Below are 15,689 nucleotides of genomic sequence, written 5' to 3' on the forward strand. Positions count from 1 at the left end.
GAGGATAGGAACGGCAAAAGCGCCGAAAAGAAGAACCCGCGCTCTTTCGAACGCGGGCCAGCAAAATCCGTCTTTTCTTATGTGTCAGGCGGCCCGGCCGTAGGCCGCTTGCCCGTCCCGCAGGCGGAACCTGTCTAGCAAGGTTTTCAATTCGCGGCTTTCCTGCGCCAGGACCTGGCTGGCGGCGGTCGTTTCCTCGACCATCGCCGCATTCTGCTGGGTCATCTGATCCATGCTGTTGACGGCGGTATTGACCTCCTGCAGGCCGGTCGCCTGTTCCCGCGCCGCGGTGGCGATCGAGGCGACCTGCTCGTTCACCTGGTTGACGAGAGCCTCGATCTCCATCAGCGCGTCGCCCGTGGAGCGGACGAGCTCGACACCCGCACCGACTTCCTTGACCGACGTGCCGATCAGATCCTTGATCTCCTTTGCGGCGCCGGCCGAACGTTGGGCGAGCTCGCGAACTTCCTGGGCGACGACCGCGAAGCCGCGTCCCGCCTCGCCCGCCCGCGCCGCTTCGACGCCGGCATTCAACGCCAACAGGTTGGTCTGGAAGGCGATCTCGTCGATGACGCCGATGATCTGGCTGATGCGGCTCGAGGAATCCTCGATCCGGCCCATGGCATCGATCGCGTTGCGGACGATGCCGCCAGATTTCGCCGCGCTTGCCTTGGTCTCGTTGACCATGTCACGGGCCTCGACGGCGCGGTCCGAGGCATGGCGTACGGTCGAGGTGATCTCGTCGAGCGCGGCTGCCGTTTCCTCCAAGGCGGCCGCCTGCTGTTCAGTCCGCCGCGCCAGGTTGTTCGCCGCTTCGGAAATGTCGCCGGCGCTGCCGTGCACGATCTCGGTCGAATGCGAGATTGCCCCGATGACATCGCGAAGCGCGGCAACGGCGGTGTTGAAGTCGTGCTTGAGCTTGCCGTATTCCGGCGCGATCCGCCCGACCTCGGCCGTCAGATCGCCACTTGCCAGCCGCTCAAGAGCTGCGCCGAGCGCTTCCATCGCCTCGGCCTGGGCCGCGGCGGTCGAGCGCTGCAGTTCCTCGTTGCCGCGCCGTTCGGCGTTCAGACGGTCCTGCTGCTCGACTTCGCGCGAGCGCAGCTCCAGGCGCTCCTTGACGGAATCCCGCAGCACCAGCAGCACCTTGGCCATCTGGCCGATCTCGTCGCCACGGTCCGTTTCGGGCACGTCCGATGAAATATCTTCGTCGGCGATCGCCTGCATGGCGACTTTCAGCTTTTCGACCGGCCTCACGACGCTGCGGACGATCGCCAGCGCCGCCAGCAGGATCGCCAGCGCCGCCGCCGCCAGAATGCCGCCAACCTGCCAGGCACGCTCGCGGAACATCGCCGCCAGGTCGTCGGCATAGACGCCGGTGCCTACAACCCAGCCCCAGGGCTTGAAGCCGGCCACATGCGAATATTTCAGCACCGGCTCCTCGGCGCCGGGCTTCGGCCAGTAATAGTCGACGAAGCCCCGGCCCTCCGCCTGCACCGTCTTGACGAATTCGACGAACAGGAACTTGCCGTTCGGATCCTTGTTCTGGGAGAGATCCTTGCCGTCCAGTTCCGGCTTGATCGGGTGCATCACCATGGTCGGATGCATGTCATTGACCCAGAAATAGCCGCTGTCCTGGTAGCGCATCGCCTTGATGGCTTCCAGGGCGCGCTTCTGCGCCTCCTCGCGCGAAAGCGTCCCGGCCTCTTCCTGCTTGTGATAGGCCTCGAACACCGTCACGGCGTTCTCGTTCATTGCCGAAAGCATCGCCTTGCGTTCGGCGACGAGTTTGTCCTGCGCCTGGATCAGGCCAAAGGTCAGCGCCGCTGCCATGGCGAGCAACGCAAATGCCACGAGCGCGTAAAGCCGCGCCGAAATCCGAAATCGTCTCATCCCAGCCTCCCTCAAAGTGGGTGCAGGATACAGGCAGGAATTTGCGAAGCTCCTAACAAAGGTTTTGCTAGATTTTAGGATGGACAATTAACCTTTCGACAACCAACACGAGCACCGGCCCCCTCCCCGATCGTCGCAGAGCCCCTTTTTCGGATTGGCGTCATGCGCTAAAGCTTGCCTGAATGAGGGAGACGGGCCGCATGAATGTCGTGATCAAGCCGAACGGCGAGCTAACCTTGCGCACGCTGGCGATGCCCGGCGACGCCAACGCGGCCGGCGACATCTTCGGCGGCTGGGTGATGGCGCAGATGGACCTTTCCTGCGGCATCCGCGCCGCCGAACGCGCCCGGGGCCGCGTCGTCACCGCCGCCGTCAAGGAAATGGCCTTCGCCCTGCCGGTTAAGATCGGTGACACGCTTTGCATCTATACGGACATCGTCAGCGTTGGCCGTACTTCGATGACGCTCAAGGTCGAGGCCTGGGCGCAGCGCTACCTGTCGCATGTTATGGAAAAGGTTACCGACGCGATTTTCGTGATGGTGGCGCTCGACAGCAGCGGGAAGCCGACGCCCGTACCGGCGGAATAGCGGTAGCGCCATGGACGCACCCGCGCCGGATTCGGCGATTTTCTCCCATATCCGGGTGGTGATGGGCATGATCATCAGCCTCAGCCTGGCGCGGCCGCTGAGCGGCGTGGCGCTCTTCATACAGCACCCCGGCAAGACCAGGGTGTTCTGGATCCACCTCGGCTGGGTGTTGTTCCTGTTCATCTTCCTCGTGCATTTCTGGTGGTGGGAATATCACCTGCATGCGCTACCGGCGATCGACGTCACCGTCTATCTGTTCGTCATCCTCTATGCCTGCGTCTTCTTTCTTCCTGAGCGTGCTGCTGTTTCCCGCGTCGCTGGAGGACTACAGCGGATACGAACATTATTTCATGTCGCGCCGCGCCTGGTTCTTCGGCTTTCTGACCCTCGCCTTCCTCGTCGATTTGGTCGGCACCGCGGTGAAGGGAAAAGCCTACTTCGAATCCTTCGGCATGGAATATCCGCTGCGCAACGCGGCTTACATTGCGCTCTGCATCATCGCTGCGATGACACCGAACCGCCGGTTCCACGCCGTCTTTTTTGGTGGCTGGCGTGCTCTATCAACTGACCTGGATGTATGGAGCCTTCGATCTCTTGGAATGATTCAGGGCTCACCCCTTGAAGATAAACGACGCTCCCAGCGCGATGAACGCGAAGCCGACGAGTTGATGCCAACCGATCGACTCCTTTAGCCAGAAGACCGAGAAGAGGACGAAAATGCTGAGTGTGATCACTTCCTGCATCGTCTTCAGCTGCGCCGCCGAATAGACGGAATGGCCGATGCGGTTGGCCGGTACTGCCAGCCAGTATTCGAAGAAGGCGATGCCCCAGCTGGCGACGATGACGATATAGAGCGGCGAGGACGTAAACTTCAGGTGGCCGTACCAGGCGAAGGTCATGAAAACATTCGAGGCGATGAGCAGCAGCACCGGCCAGACATAGGCGGGATTGATGGCAAAGGACATGAAGACCTCGGGAGGACGCGAATCGGTGCACGAGGATGATCTGGACGCAGCCGTCGGTTCAAGTTTTTCTGATCCGCGCTGAACCAGTACCGTCCAACATAATCTGTCCCTGTCATCGGAAAGCAACGTCCGGTCTTACCGGAGCCCTCGACCGGTTCGCCAAGGCAGGAAATTCCGCGCCGGCCGTTTCCCTTTTGTACTCATTCCCCCTTTTCTTTCGCGCTGACTCTCTCCATATTCCCGGCCATGGCTCAAAATCCGAAGAATCCCCCGAAGAAATCGGCAGCGCCCGGCGGTTTCGAAGAAGCCCCGCAGGCGCCGCTTTCCGGTGCGCCGCTCTCCGGCAACGTCTCCGACTGGGTGAAGCAGCTCGAGGCGGAAGCGGAAACCTCCGCTTTCGAAAGCCAGCGGGAGATCGCCTCCAAGGCCGGCAAGCACCGCAAGAAGGTCGAGATTGCCGCCTCGAAAGCGGCCGCGGATGCGGAAGAGAAATCGGCCGAAGGCCCCAAGCCCGAACGGGCGTCCGAGCTGACGCAAGGCCCCCGCGGAGCGAAGGCGCTGCGCGCCGACAGTACGAGCGGAAAAACTTTCAGCGGCAAGACCGCACGCGGCACTTCCATGGGCGGCAGCCACGACCCGAAGACGCGCGCCGCCGCCGGGCTCAACCCGGTCGCCGGTCTCGACGTTGCACTCGAGGATGTCGACAAGCTGACGACGGGCTCCGGCGTCACCGCCACGGTCGAGGCGCTCGCCAAGCTGATCGAGAGCGGCAACCCGCTGTTCAAGGACGGCAAGCTCTGGACCCCGCACCGCCCTGCCCGGCCGGACAAGTCGGAAGGCGGCATATCGCTGAAGATGGTGACCGACTACCAGCCCTCCGGTGACCAGCCGACGGCGATTGCCGATCTGGTCGACGGCCTCTCTTCGGGCGAGCGCAACCAGGTGCTGCTCGGCGTCACCGGCTCCGGTAAGACCTTCACTATGGCCAAGGTGATTGAGGCGACGCAGCGCCCGGCCGTCATCCTGGCGCCGAACAAGACGCTCGCCGCCCAGCTCTATTCCGAATTCAAGAACTTCTTTCCGGAAAACGCGGTCGAGTATTTCGTCTCCTACTACGACTACTACCAGCCGGAGGCCTACGTTCCGCGTTCCGACACCTATATCGAGAAGGAATCCTCGATCAACGAGCAGATCGACCGCATGCGCCACTCGGCGACGCGCTCGCTGCTCGAGCGCGACGACGTCGTCATCGTCGCCTCGGTCTCCTGTATCTACGGTATCGGCTCGGTCGAAACCTATACGGCGATGACCTTCCAGATGAATGTCGGCGACCGACTCGACCAGCGGCAGCTCCTCGCCGACCTGGTGGCGCAGCAGTACAAGCGCCGCGACATGGATTTCCAGCGCGGCTCCTTCCGGGTGCGCGGCGACACGATCGAGATCTTCCCGGCCCACCTGGAGGATGCCGCCTGGCGCATCTCCATGTTCGGCGACGAGATCGACTCCATCACCGAGTTCGATCCGCTTACCGGCCAGAAGACCGGCGACCTGAAATCGGTGAAGATCTACGCCAACTCACACTATGTGACGCCGCGCCCGACCCTGAACGCCGCCATCAAGGCGATCAAAGAGGAGCTGACGCATCGCCTTGCCGAGCTTGAACGGGCCGGCCGCCTGCTCGAGGCGCAGCGGCTGGAGCAGCGCACCCGCTACGACCTCGAAATGCTGGAAGCCACCGGCTCCTGCCAGGGTATCGAGAACTATTCGCGCTACCTGACCGGCCGCAGGCCGGGCGAGCCGCCGCCGACGCTGTTCGAATATATTCCCGATAACGCGCTGATCTTCATCGACGAGAGTCATGTCACCATTCCGCAGATCGGCGGCATGTATCGCGGCGACTTCCGCCGCAAGGCGACGCTCGCCGAATACGGCTTCCGCCTGCCCTCCTGCATGGACAACCGACCGCTGCGCTTCGAGGAATGGGACGCGATGCGCCCGGACACGATCGCCGTCTCGGCGACGCCCGGCAGCTGGGAACTGGAGCAGTCCGGCGGCGTCTTCGCGGAGCAGGTGATCCGCCCGACCGGCCTGATCGACCCGCCGGTCGAAGTACGCTCCGCCAAGACCCAGGTCGACGACGTGCTCGGAGAAATCCGCGAGACCGCTGCCGCCGGCTACCGCACGCTCGTCACGGTGCTGACCAAACGCATGGCCGAGGACCTCACCGAATACCTGCACGAGCAGGGCGTGCGGGTGCGCTACATGCATTCCGACATCGACACGCTGGAGCGCATCGAGATTATCCGCGATCTTCGTTTAGGTGCTTTCGACGTGCTGGTCGGCATCAACCTGCTGCGCGAGGGCCTGGATATTCCCGAGTGCGGCTTCGTCGCCATTCTCGACGCCGACAAGGAAGGTTTCCTGCGTTCGGAAACCTCGCTGATCCAGACGATCGGCCGCGCCGCCCGCAACGTCGACGGCAAGGTCATCCTCTACGCCGACACCATCACCGGCTCGATGAGTCGGGCGATGGAGGAGACAGCCCGCCGCCGCGAGAAGCAGATGGCCTATAACCTCGAAAACGGCATCACGCCGGAATCGGTGAAGGCGAAGATCTCCGACATTCTCGACTCGGTCTACGAGCGCGACCACGTCCGCGCCGACATCTCCGGCGTGGCCGGCAAGGGCTTTGCCGAGGCCGGCCACCTCGTCGGCAACAATCTGCAGGCGCATCTCAATGCGCTGGAAAAACAGATGCGCGACGCCGCCGCCGACCTCGACTTCGAAACCGCCGCGCGGCTGCGCGACGAGATCAAGCGCCTCAAGGCGGCCGAGTTGGCCGTGCTGGACGACCCGATGGCAAGGGAAGAGGCGAGGAGCGCTGAGGGCGGCAAGCGGGGCAGCAAGGCCGCGCCCAGCCCGATCTCCCCCCCTGCGGGGGAAATGCCCGGGAGGACAGAGGGGGGGGCTTCCACGAGCTATTTCGCCAAACCCTCGCTCGACGACATGGGCCCGGGTACCGATACCGAGCGCCCCCTCTTCCGCAAACCGGACCTCGACGAAATGGGCCGTGATGTGGCTATCCCCGCGGGCAAGGGTCAGTCGCTGTTCCGCAAGAATACCCTCGACGAGATGACCGTCGGCCGCACCGAAAAGCCGGTCGCTGGCCACGTTCCGGAAAAGCCTACCCTCACCCGCGCCAAACCGGGCATTGGCTCCTATGAGGACCAAGCGGACGAGAAGCGGCAGAAGGGCCGAACGAAAGGAAAAACGGGGCGGCCGGGGCGGTAATGGATCGAGGGACTCAATTTTAGAGAACCCATTTTTCGCTACTCCGCCGGCCGACCGCTCGATCGGCCCGTAAGGGTGACGTGAGAAGACGTGTATTCACGCGCCGCACCCTATCTTTTTTACGGGCCAGTTCACGCGCCTATCCCCGTTTTCCCCATCCTCACGCAACCAAAAACCCTAACTTTATAGGGAACATTCCCGCAGATTGCGAATTTCAGTTCAAACTAATTTAGGGAGAACGAAGATGCGCATCCTGGAAACATTTTTGACGAGCACCGGTCTGGCGCTGATTTCGGCCGGATTTATTGCATCGGCCCCGGTTCCGGCACAAAGCCAGGATCGGCCCATCCTTATGGCTCAGCAGTGCAGCCCGCTGACAGACACGAACTTCGCGGCTTGCTGTGCGGCGGAAAACCGAGCCGACATCCTCACGTCCGCGCAAATCGCGCAATGCCCGCCTTTGTCTACGGCAGTGATTGCGCCCACCGATCCCTTCTCAACGACTAATGCCGGCGGCGGCGGCCTCGGCGGAGGCGGGGGTAACGGCGGTGGTTCCGGTGGCGGCGGTGGTCCCGGTGGCGGCGGTGGTCCCGGTGGCGGAGGCGGCAACGGCGGCGGTGGCGGCGGCGGCGGCAACGACGGCGGTGGCGGCGGCAACGACGGCGGTGGCGGCGGCAACGACGGCGGTGGCGGCGGCAACGACGGTGGCGGCGGTGGCCACGACGACGGCAATGGTGGCGGTCATGACAATGGCAATGGCGGCGGTCATGACGACGGCAACGGCGGCGGCCACGACAACGGCAATGGCGGCGGTCATGACAATGGTGATAAGGATCGCGGCAACAACGGTTGGGGCAACGGACGGGATTCGACAAATCCCGGCAGCGCTCATGGTAAGGGCGTTTCGAAAGGTGGCCCGGGCGCCGGACATTCGCAAAGCGGCTCGAAGACGGGCGGGGCCAGATAACACGCAGCGTCGATGATCGTCCCAATCCGCCGATCGATGGACAATCAATGCTCTATAGGCGGTGCCAGCGTTTGGCGCCGCCTATAGATTTTTGTACTTCCGCAGAAATACGGGGTGCTTGTGGTGCAGTCCACGGGAGACCGTGATCTGGATCATTTCACGATTCGTTGCACGCATTTCCTGAAAATAGTATTGAATCGCGTTGCGACGGCACGCTCCACACTGAAGCTTACTCCGCCGCCCGCGCCTCGATCTCCAGCGGCTCCATCTCATAGGAATAGCCTTCCAGCATCTGGTACGCCTCCTCGATCACCTCGATCTGCGCTTCGGCGTTCTTAATGGCCTCGCCGATCGACTGGCTGCGGGCGCGCAGCATCGAGCCGAGCACGTCCGTGTCCGGCCGCCGGCCGAGGCGGTCCATGTGCTTGCGGACCCGTGAGCGGTGGCGCTCCAGTTCGAGGATATGGAAGCGGGTCTTGACGATGTCGTCGGAGAGTTTGCGCCGCATGGCCGCGACCGGATCGAAACTGCCGGGCTCGCGCAGGTCGAGAATGAAGTCGTTGACGAGCGTCTCCAGCATCATCAGGCCCTTGAGCTGCTTGGGATCGACGAGCTGCGGATCGTAGCCGGTGTCGTCATAGACCTTGCGGCGCACCGGATCTTTCAAAAGATCATAGGCCGCCTGCAGCTTGCCGAACTCTTCGGCATCGCCGCCGCGGTCCGGATGCGCGGTTTTCACCGCCCGCCGGTAAGCCGCGCGGATCGCCCGCTCGTCGGCGTCGCGCTCAAGTCCAAGGAGGGCATAGGGATCGATCACGCGGGCCACCTGCTTTTCGTCGACTTGCAATGTTTCCTGTCCGGTCCAGACCTACCGGTTAGCCGCGCCAGCAGCAAGGCCAGTGACGAATGCCCGAGGCGCGCCACGCTCAACGCAGCGCCGGACGAAATTGTGGTCGAAACGAGGCAATCCACGACATTTATCCTCGCCTCGGGCTGCATTAAACTCAGGGAAAGGTCGACCTCACAAGGCATTGACCGGATACCGCCACGGCTAGAACTCTCTACTTGCCTTTTCCCCCGAATACTGCCACTCCTAGCGCCGTTCGGGCGATTTCAATCCCGGAGACTGGACTTTCGTTTGAGCCCGGCCACTGCCGGGACTGCCGCAAGCGGCATCGTAGACGTCTTTTCCCCGATATCGTGACCACTCGACGCTTTCAGCATATCGCTGAAGACGACCGGTTCGTTTCCTCCTGAGGGGGCACGAACACACTACCTCAAGCAGCCAAGCCGTGCTATTGAAGCGCTGGGTTGCGGCAAATGACAGACTGAAGGAAAAGGACTTCTTCCATGGCCACCAAGGGCATCGTAAAATTCTTCAACCAGGACAAGGGTTTTGGTTTCATCACGCCGGACGGCGGCGCGAAGGACGTTTTCGTCCACATCTCCGCCGTTCAGGCCGCCGGTCTCGCGACGCTCAAGGATGGCCAGCAGGTCAGCTTCGACACCGAGCCGGACCGCATGGGCAAGGGCCCGAAGGCCGTCAACCTCCAGGCGCTCTAAGCCGGACGTTGCGATCAGATCGTGAAGGGCGGCGCCTCGCAAGAGGCGCCGTTTTTCGTTGGGGTTGCCCCACTGGAACTCCCTCAATCCTGTGCTTGTCACAGGAATCCAGTGCGCCAAGTCCCTGGCGCCGTAGGGTGCTTTGAAGCTCTCGGTACAGCTTTAGTCATTCGCACCGCAGACGCGCTGTGGCTGAATTCCTGTGACAAGGACAGGAATGAGGGGAACCGGCGCGGCTCCCTACTCCGCCGCCTCACGCGCCGTGACCGCCTCGAACACAGCCTCGAAGGCGGCATGGATGACGTCCGGACCGGCGCCCTTGCGGGTGGCGTCGGCGGAAAGCATCTGGCGGAAGCGCCGCGCCCCGGGCCAACCCTGGAACAATCCCACCATGTGGCGCGTGATATGGATCAGCCGGCCGCCATCTTCGATATGGGCGGCAGCATAGGCTGCCATGGCATCGCGCACATTTACCCAGAAAGCGAGCGACAGGCGATGATGGCGGCCGGAGAAGGCCTCCGGCTCGATCAGCGCCGGTGGGACGCCGGTCAGCGGGTGGTTGAAATAGCCGTCCGCGGCTGTCAGCAGGCCGCTGTCGTGGTAGGCGGCGCGGCCGAGCATGACGCCGTCCAGCGGCGCTCCATTTCCCGCCTCGCCCCCGGCAAGCCTCGGCGATGGAGCCGGAAACGGCCGCGCGTCGAGATGCGCCAGCGCCTGATCCAGAGTCTGAAGACCGCCATTGAGGCCGATGAAAAGATTTTGGTTCTCGGCCTTCAGCCGATGCACAAGACCATAGTCGAGCGGCGGGATTTCGCGGTTCTCCCGCGGCGACAGGCCCTTAAGCCAGGCCTTGCGGGCATGCACCCAGACGGCATCCGTGCCGGCATCCTTGACGCGCTCGACGAGCGTGCGAAGCGCCACCTCCGGATCCTGGTCGTCGACGCCGATGCGGCACTTGACCGTGACCGGAACCTTCACGGCCGCCTTCATCGCCGCCACGCATTTGGCGACCAGCTCCGGCTCCTGCATCAGGCAGGCGCCGAAGGTGCCGGACTGCACCCGGTCGGAGGGGCAGCCGACATTCATGTTGATCTCGTCATAGCCGGAGGCTTCGGCGATCCGCGCCGCCTCCGCCATCTTGACCGGATCGTTGCCGCCGAGCTGCAGCGCGACCGGGTGCTCCGTGGCGTGATGGCCAAGCAGCCTGTCCCTGTCGCCGCGCAGGATCGCGTCGGCGACGATCATCTCCGTATAAAGCAGCGCATGACGCGAGAGCTGCCGCGCGAAGAAACGGTAGTGACGGTCCGTCCAGTCGATCATAGGCGCCACGGCAAAAACCGGGGCATTGAAGTACCGGCCCTTTCCCGGTTTTTCAGTCAGTTGCGCCGTTTCTTTCATATCCGGTTCGCTCTTGTTTGATCCCTTTTTAGACCCGTTTCGCTGTGCTATTGCTACAACTGAGGGGCGTGTAGAAAAATCATGAGCACCATTGGCGAGCAAAAGCCTCGCAATGGGCAGAAATCATATACTGCGCAGATCCGAATAATGCGAGATGGCGCCACAGTCCAGGCGCAGACGTTCGAACGTCGGCTGGCCGCCGCGGCTTGGCTGAAGAAGCGGGAAACCGCATTGGCGGAACCAGGCGCGCTCGAGAAGCTGAAAGAGCGAGATCGCCAAGACGTCCTGCAACGACATTGCAGCGCCGAGATTGCCGAATTCGCGAAAAGCTTTCGCAGGGTCGTCGGCCGGCGTCAAATACATCTCACACCTGTCGAGTATTTTCGCGATCGCCCGCCCCGCCTGGAAGATCGATCTCGACCACCCGGCCATGGAGGACGCCCAGGTCGTATTGAAGCGCCTCGGCCTGGTTGCGAAGTCGTCGCACGCGATCGCCGGCCGACGCTCGAGGAGCTCCCACAAGCTCATGGAGCACTACAGCGATCGAGCCTCGAATTTCGTGGAGGAAAGATGAGCCCGATTGTTTGCGGCGGACCAACGAGCTCATTCAGTCGAGACGGGTATTTTTTCCTATGGGCTCATTTTAACAGGCGGGGCCGGCTTGTCGATTAAGCCTTGGATCCATGTGGCGCTTCGGGAATATTCCCTTCGTCGCTGTCGAGTAGTGCTTTCAGAAGCTGCCTTCTATTCTTTATATCGAACTCTCGCATAAAATATAGAACTCTCAGACCTTCCATTACCGCCGTGTGGCTCTTCGGATCGACCCGGTGCACGTCGCACCAATCGGTGACGACCTGCTCCACAAGCTCGGCTTCGCTCTCCAGCGTCGGTGCGATCTGGATCTTCTTTGTTGAATGAGCCATCGAGCCTCCTCCCAGGTTGCCGAAGGGGAAAATCCCAGAGCATTGCGGAAGGGGCGGAAGCGCCGCTCTGGGACTCGCACCATCAGGCTTCAGCATTTGTTTAGCGAGTGCGCATGGTCGCATATGGATCAGGAAAAACCCTCGGCAATGGGGGTAAGACCTTTGTCCAGATCTGCTCGGACTAAAGTCCCTTACGGCAGTCCGGCGGGAACTGGTGAAAGCCTTTTCCGTTCTTCCCTCAGTCTTCCGTGGGAGTGCGATTATGTTTGTCCAGGATAACAACAAGCCGGAACGGAGCGCCTCGCCGGGCCTTCCCATCGGCCTTCTCTTGCTCTCTGTTGGCGCTCTCCTAGCCTATCTTACAATCGGTGGAGCGTGGTCGGAGAACAGCACTGAGACAGTCGTGTACGCGCCGCAAATCACAGACGTCCCGACGACGCGCTGAATTTCTTTGCGCGCTAGTTGTTCGCCGACAACGCAATCAGCAGCAAGCAGGCAAAAACATGTCCGTGATTCGAGTCGGCAGAGCGCGCTTGGCGATGGCTCTGCCGCAACATCGAAAGCAACTGCTCTCCATAAAGAGCGCTGAACTCGACGACCTTTTCGAAGCCTACGCCCTCTCGGCGGCAGCACTGGAAAGACTGAGTACACAAACGCCGATACAGCCGGAGCTCGTGGCAGAATACAGGGACATTTGCGCAAGCATTCAAACTGAAGTCTTGCGGTTGCTGGCGGGAAGCGGCGCCGCCGGAAATGCCTGAAGATTTCGGATTCTTTGCTTTTGGGCCGTAGCTTTCGAAGCGCTAACTCGCAATTAAAAACCCTCTGCAGGATTTGGCCGACTATCTGGACCAGCGGCGCGACGCCGCGTTGAAAGAGTTCCGCCAACTGCACAGATGAACATGCGGATTCATGATCATCTGCGGCGTGAGCGATGCGGGTCGGGGCCTTGTACTGCGCCGACGCAAAGAAGGCGAGATGGCAAGACCGCTCGGTGTGCATCGCAGAGCCACGACATCGTTGCGCCGCGCGCCCCGCCGGCCGACTTGATGTGCAGCGGCGACGCGGCGGCCATGGCTGGTCGGCTACCGAAATCCAGCCTGCCGGAACCACTCCTGGACGCCGGCCAGCACCGCCGACTTGGCGCCCTCAAGCGTCGGCGCATAATGAAAGCCGGTATTGTTGGTGCCGTTGCAATGCGAAATGCGCCAGGCCCAGTCGCTCATCGTCTCGCGCTTCATGACGAAGGCGACTTCGTGCCGGCCCAGCATGGCACAATAGGTTCCGTTGCGCAGCGGCAACCATGTCAAGCGGATCTCTGCAACCTCTATCATTTCAGCCTCCAGCCGAAAATATAGTAGGCTGGCAATCAAGTGCTTGAAACCCCAGCAATTGAGGGGCTTGCGGCCAGAGGCGGGGAAGAACGGTTATCGCGAACGGAACAACCTTGGAGGGAAGCGGCGGGCCGGCCGAAATGCGCGGCCGGGCACTGTCGGCCGCTTGCACGGACGCAAAAAGGCCAGCCTCTCGAAAATGCGGACAAACGAAAAAACCTGCGCTAGATTGAAGAGCCTGACTGCGGACGCGCCCAGAGCCTGCGCGGAACCGGGCCATGGCCGACGACGTTTTTGCATTCGAAACTCGAATAGGCGGGAGGAGCCGCGCTCGAGGGCCCTCCACCCGACTGTCGGAACCGAAATTCGCCGGTCCCGGACTTGTCCGGGACGTCGCACCTCAGGAGGAGAAGCATGCATCAGGTGTTGTGGAACCGTCCTATCGAGCTTGGACTGACCGCCGGCGATATCCGCATGGTCAAGGGGCCGTCCGATGCGCTCGCATGCCTGGCAGGTCAATGGCCGCACCGCGGTCCCTATTACGTCGCAGCGCGCAGCGCCTGCCGTGCGGCGATTGCCGGCCGTCGGACTCCCGACGAGGCGCGCAGGCTGTTCATTTTTGCCGTCGAGGAAGCGCATCTGAGAGCTCATTGAGCCGGAGAGACGCTATTTCGACCGATCCAGTGTTCAGCGTCTGTGTACGCCCGCACCTGTATTGTCTGCTATTTGCTCGCCAAAACCGCGTCGGGAGGCCGAAATCATAATATTTATAGGTAGATCGCGGGGCGCATAAATAGTATTAATATCGTCAGCCAACGGCTTTGCTTGAAGATCAAGGTCGTTTCCAATATAAGCAAGGGCGCAAACTTTAAGTCATCAGCATGCCTTCGGGCGAGGCCGAATTTGCGACCAATCTTGAAATGACACGGAAATTTCCGCGAAACCGCCGGATTTCTGTCGTGAAGCGTTCATCTAAAGCCCTTATATTCTGAGGTGCCTCATAAAGAACAAGTTCGGAGTGTTTAACTCCGGATAAAAAGGGAAAAGAAAATACTACGGGAGAGACATCATGATGAGAGAGAGCAATCTCCGACGTATCGTCGAAGTCAGCATGAAGCGTGAAACCGGCCGCAAGGACATCGGCATCATGACCGTTCGCCAGGCCCTTGAGCTTCCCGAAGTGCCGAGCCTCGAATACAGCCACCCGGAACTCAACTCGCGCTCGGACGGTCGCTTTCTGACCCGCGACCAGCTTGAAGCCTATGCCCGCTGCTGCGCCTGACCGCAGGCCCTGCGAGCCCTATAAATCACTCTCGGCATAAGTTTGCCTATTGCCGCAGCCCTTCCGGCTGCTAACGTCCCACCAAAGATTCGCTACAGCACCACCGTCCAGCCGGCACGGTGGGTCGCTGTAGCGTTTCGCCTCCCGCATATTCATTTGCTCGGCGCCAGACTGGCCGATGCGAGAACCGGACGACAGGAAACCGCCATTTTGGAAACCGTCATACCGCCCTCACCTCCTGTGCTTTTGCCGATTTCCGGGAGTGCCGTCGGCTTTCCGGTGCGCCGCGTCTATTGCGTCGGCCGCAACTATGCGGCCCATGCGCGCGAGATGGGACATGACCCCGAGCGCGAGCCGCCGTTCTTTTTCCAGAAGAATGCCGACAACCTGCTGCCGACCGGCCAGGATTTCCCCTATCCGCCGCTCTCCTCGGACGTGCACCACGAGGTGGAACTGGTCGTTGCCCTTCGCCACGGCGGTGCGGATATCCCGGTCGAAGAAGCGACCGCGCATGTCTACGGCTATGGCGTCGGCATCGATTTCACCCGCCGCGACCTGCAGGCCCAGGCGAAAGAGTCCGGCCGGCCCTGGACCGCGGCCAAGGCCTTCGAGCATTCCGCGCCGATTTCGGCAATCGCGCCGGCGACGGCCGTCGGCCATCCGGCAAACGGCAATATCTGGCTGAAGGTCAATGGCGAGACGCGCCAGCAGGGCGACCTCGCCCAGATGATCTGGACGGTGCCGGAGATCATCGCCGAACTCTCACGCCTCTTCACATTGGCACCCGGCGACATCATCATGACCGGAACGCCCGCCGGCGTGGGTGCCGTCGAGCGCGGCGACGTCATCACCTGCGGCATCGACGGTATCGCGGCGCTCTCCGTCAAGGTCGTCTGACGCGCCGCGTGGAAGGCTGCCCGCGCCTTTCCGCTCAGCAGAAGGAACGCACCATGCCACTTTATGCATTGGGACCGCTGCAGCCGAACACGCCGCCGCAAGGCAGCTACTGGATGGCGCCGGACGCCCATGTCATCGGCCAGGTGGAGATCGGCGAAGACGTCGGCATCTGGTTCGGCGCGACCTTGCGCGGCGACAACGAGCCGATCCGCATCGGTGCACGCACCAACATCCAGGAGGCGGTGATCGTCCATGTCGATCCGGGCTTCCCGGTGACGATCGGCGAAGGCTGCACCATCGGCCACAGAGCCATCGTTCACGGCTGCAGCATCGGTGACAACTCGCTGATCGGCATGGGCGCCACCGTCCTGAACGGCGCCAGGATCGGCCGCAACTGCCTGGTCGGCGCCAATGCGCTGGTCACCGAAGGCAAAGAATTTCCAGACAACTCATTGATCGTCGGCGCCCCGGCCAAGGTGATCCGGACGCTCGACGACGCGGCCGTGCAAGGCTTGAAGCGTTCGGCCGAACATTATGTAAAGAACTGGCAGCGCTACGCCGCACAGTTTACCCAGCTGGATTGAGCCTT

The 15,689-nt window shown here is 62.0% G+C and carries 16 protein-coding genes and 1 pseudogene; 9 read left to right on the forward strand and 8 right to left on the reverse strand.

Features of this window, described 5'->3' with window-relative positions; translation table 11 throughout:
* Positions 1–84: 84 nt before the first annotated feature.
* On the reverse strand, positions 85–1,893 hold the full coding sequence (locus NXT3_RS10750; protein WP_037424134.1) for a methyl-accepting chemotaxis protein: 1,809 nt from the start codon (positions 1,891–1,893) through the stop codon (positions 85–87).
* A gap of 200 nt (positions 1,894–2,093) precedes the next feature.
* Here NXT3_RS10750 and NXT3_RS10755 point away from each other — a divergent pair, with 200 nt between their 5' ends.
* Together NXT3_RS10755 and NXT3_RS10760 are read left to right on the forward strand one after the other, a co-directional pair.
* Positions 2,094–2,480: an acyl-CoA thioesterase gene (locus tag NXT3_RS10755; RefSeq protein ID WP_037424131.1), complete on the forward strand. Its 387-nt coding sequence runs from the start codon at positions 2,094–2,096 to the stop codon at positions 2,478–2,480.
* Between the two features lie 10 nt (positions 2,481–2,490).
* A pseudogene (locus tag NXT3_RS10760) lies at positions 2,491–3,083 on the forward strand (hypothetical protein).
* An 8-nt stretch (positions 3,084–3,091) separates the two neighbouring features.
* On the opposite strand, the gene NXT3_RS10765 reads toward NXT3_RS10760, so the two are convergent.
* The gene (locus tag NXT3_RS10765; protein WP_037424128.1) at positions 3,092–3,445 is read right to left on the reverse strand and encodes a DMT family protein; all 354 of its coding nucleotides are present in this window, start codon (positions 3,443–3,445) and stop codon (positions 3,092–3,094) included.
* A 246-nt stretch (positions 3,446–3,691) separates the two neighbouring features.
* Between NXT3_RS10765 and uvrB the strand changes: the two genes are divergently transcribed.
* Complete coding sequence (uvrB, locus tag NXT3_RS10770) at positions 3,692–6,736, forward strand: excinuclease ABC subunit UvrB (RefSeq protein WP_104839315.1); 3,045 nt, start codon at positions 3,692–3,694, stop codon at positions 6,734–6,736.
* A gap of 496 nt (positions 6,737–7,232) precedes the next feature.
* On the opposite strand, the gene NXT3_RS33235 is transcribed toward uvrB, so the two are convergent.
* A complete protein-coding gene (locus NXT3_RS33235) occupies positions 7,233–7,673 on the reverse strand; it encodes a hypothetical protein (RefSeq protein WP_192882717.1) in 441 nt (146 codons plus the stop codon).
* 259 nt (positions 7,674–7,932) lie between these two features.
* Entirely contained in the window at positions 7,933–8,550 is a 618-nt protein-coding gene (locus NXT3_RS10785; RefSeq protein WP_086022816.1) for a J domain-containing protein, read from the reverse strand.
* Positions 8,551–9,053: 503 nt separating this feature from the next.
* Between NXT3_RS10785 and NXT3_RS10790 the strand changes: the two genes are divergently transcribed.
* Entirely contained in the window at positions 9,054–9,266 is a 213-nt protein-coding gene (locus tag NXT3_RS10790; RefSeq protein ID WP_012708287.1) for a cold-shock protein, read from the forward strand.
* A 240-nt stretch (positions 9,267–9,506) separates the two neighbouring features.
* Here the strand turns inward: NXT3_RS10790 and dusA are convergent, their stop codons facing one another.
* The 3 genes from dusA to NXT3_RS10805 all read right to left on the reverse strand — a co-directional run bounded on the left by dusA (position 9,507) and on the right by NXT3_RS10805 (position 11,587).
* Positions 9,507–10,664, reverse strand: a complete 1,158-nt coding sequence (gene dusA / locus NXT3_RS10795; protein ID WP_104839316.1) for a tRNA dihydrouridine(20/20a) synthase DusA — start codon at positions 10,662–10,664, stop codon at positions 9,507–9,509.
* A gap of 123 nt (positions 10,665–10,787) precedes the next feature.
* Positions 10,788–11,192 (reverse strand): hypothetical protein, encoded by a 405-nt coding sequence (locus tag NXT3_RS31630; protein WP_158665337.1) that lies wholly within the window; start codon positions 11,190–11,192, stop codon positions 10,788–10,790.
* A gap of 140 nt (positions 11,193–11,332) precedes the next feature.
* Positions 11,333–11,587 (reverse strand): hypothetical protein, encoded by a 255-nt coding sequence (locus NXT3_RS10805; protein ID WP_097524927.1) that lies wholly within the window; start codon positions 11,585–11,587, stop codon positions 11,333–11,335.
* A gap of 539 nt (positions 11,588–12,126) precedes the next feature.
* Between NXT3_RS10805 and NXT3_RS10815 the strand changes: the two genes are divergently transcribed.
* Positions 12,127–12,348 carry a hypothetical protein gene (locus tag NXT3_RS10815; RefSeq protein ID WP_234819707.1) on the forward strand — a complete coding sequence of 74 codons (222 nt, stop codon included), beginning with the start codon at positions 12,127–12,129 and terminating at the stop codon, positions 12,346–12,348.
* 324 nt (positions 12,349–12,672) lie between these two features.
* Here NXT3_RS10815 and NXT3_RS10825 read toward each other — a convergent pair whose 3' ends face one another.
* Entirely contained in the window at positions 12,673–12,921 is a 249-nt protein-coding gene (locus NXT3_RS10825; protein WP_037386209.1) for a hypothetical protein, read from the reverse strand.
* A gap of 414 nt (positions 12,922–13,335) precedes the next feature.
* On the opposite strand from NXT3_RS10825, the gene NXT3_RS10830 reads away from it, so the two are divergent.
* From NXT3_RS10830 to NXT3_RS10845, 4 genes are all read left to right on the forward strand, one after another.
* On the forward strand, positions 13,336–13,575 hold the full coding sequence (locus tag NXT3_RS10830) for a DUF982 domain-containing protein (RefSeq protein WP_037426721.1): 240 nt from the start codon (positions 13,336–13,338) through the stop codon (positions 13,573–13,575).
* Positions 13,576–13,990: 415 nt separating this feature from the next.
* Positions 13,991–14,203: a hypothetical protein gene (locus NXT3_RS10835; protein WP_050988417.1), complete on the forward strand. Its 213-nt coding sequence runs from the start codon at positions 13,991–13,993 to the stop codon at positions 14,201–14,203.
* 210 nt (positions 14,204–14,413) lie between these two features.
* Positions 14,414–15,100 carry a fumarylacetoacetate hydrolase family protein gene (locus tag NXT3_RS10840; protein WP_037426723.1) on the forward strand — a complete coding sequence of 229 codons (687 nt, stop codon included), beginning with the start codon at positions 14,414–14,416 and terminating at the stop codon, positions 15,098–15,100.
* Between the two features lie 53 nt (positions 15,101–15,153).
* Positions 15,154–15,684, forward strand: a complete 531-nt coding sequence (locus NXT3_RS10845; RefSeq protein WP_104839317.1) for a gamma carbonic anhydrase family protein — start codon at positions 15,154–15,156, stop codon at positions 15,682–15,684.
* Positions 15,685–15,689 lie beyond the last annotated feature (5 nt).

It is taken from the genome of Sinorhizobium fredii (genome assembly GCF_002944405.1).
Classification (GTDB): Bacteria; Pseudomonadota; Alphaproteobacteria; order Rhizobiales; family Rhizobiaceae; genus Sinorhizobium; species Sinorhizobium fredii_C.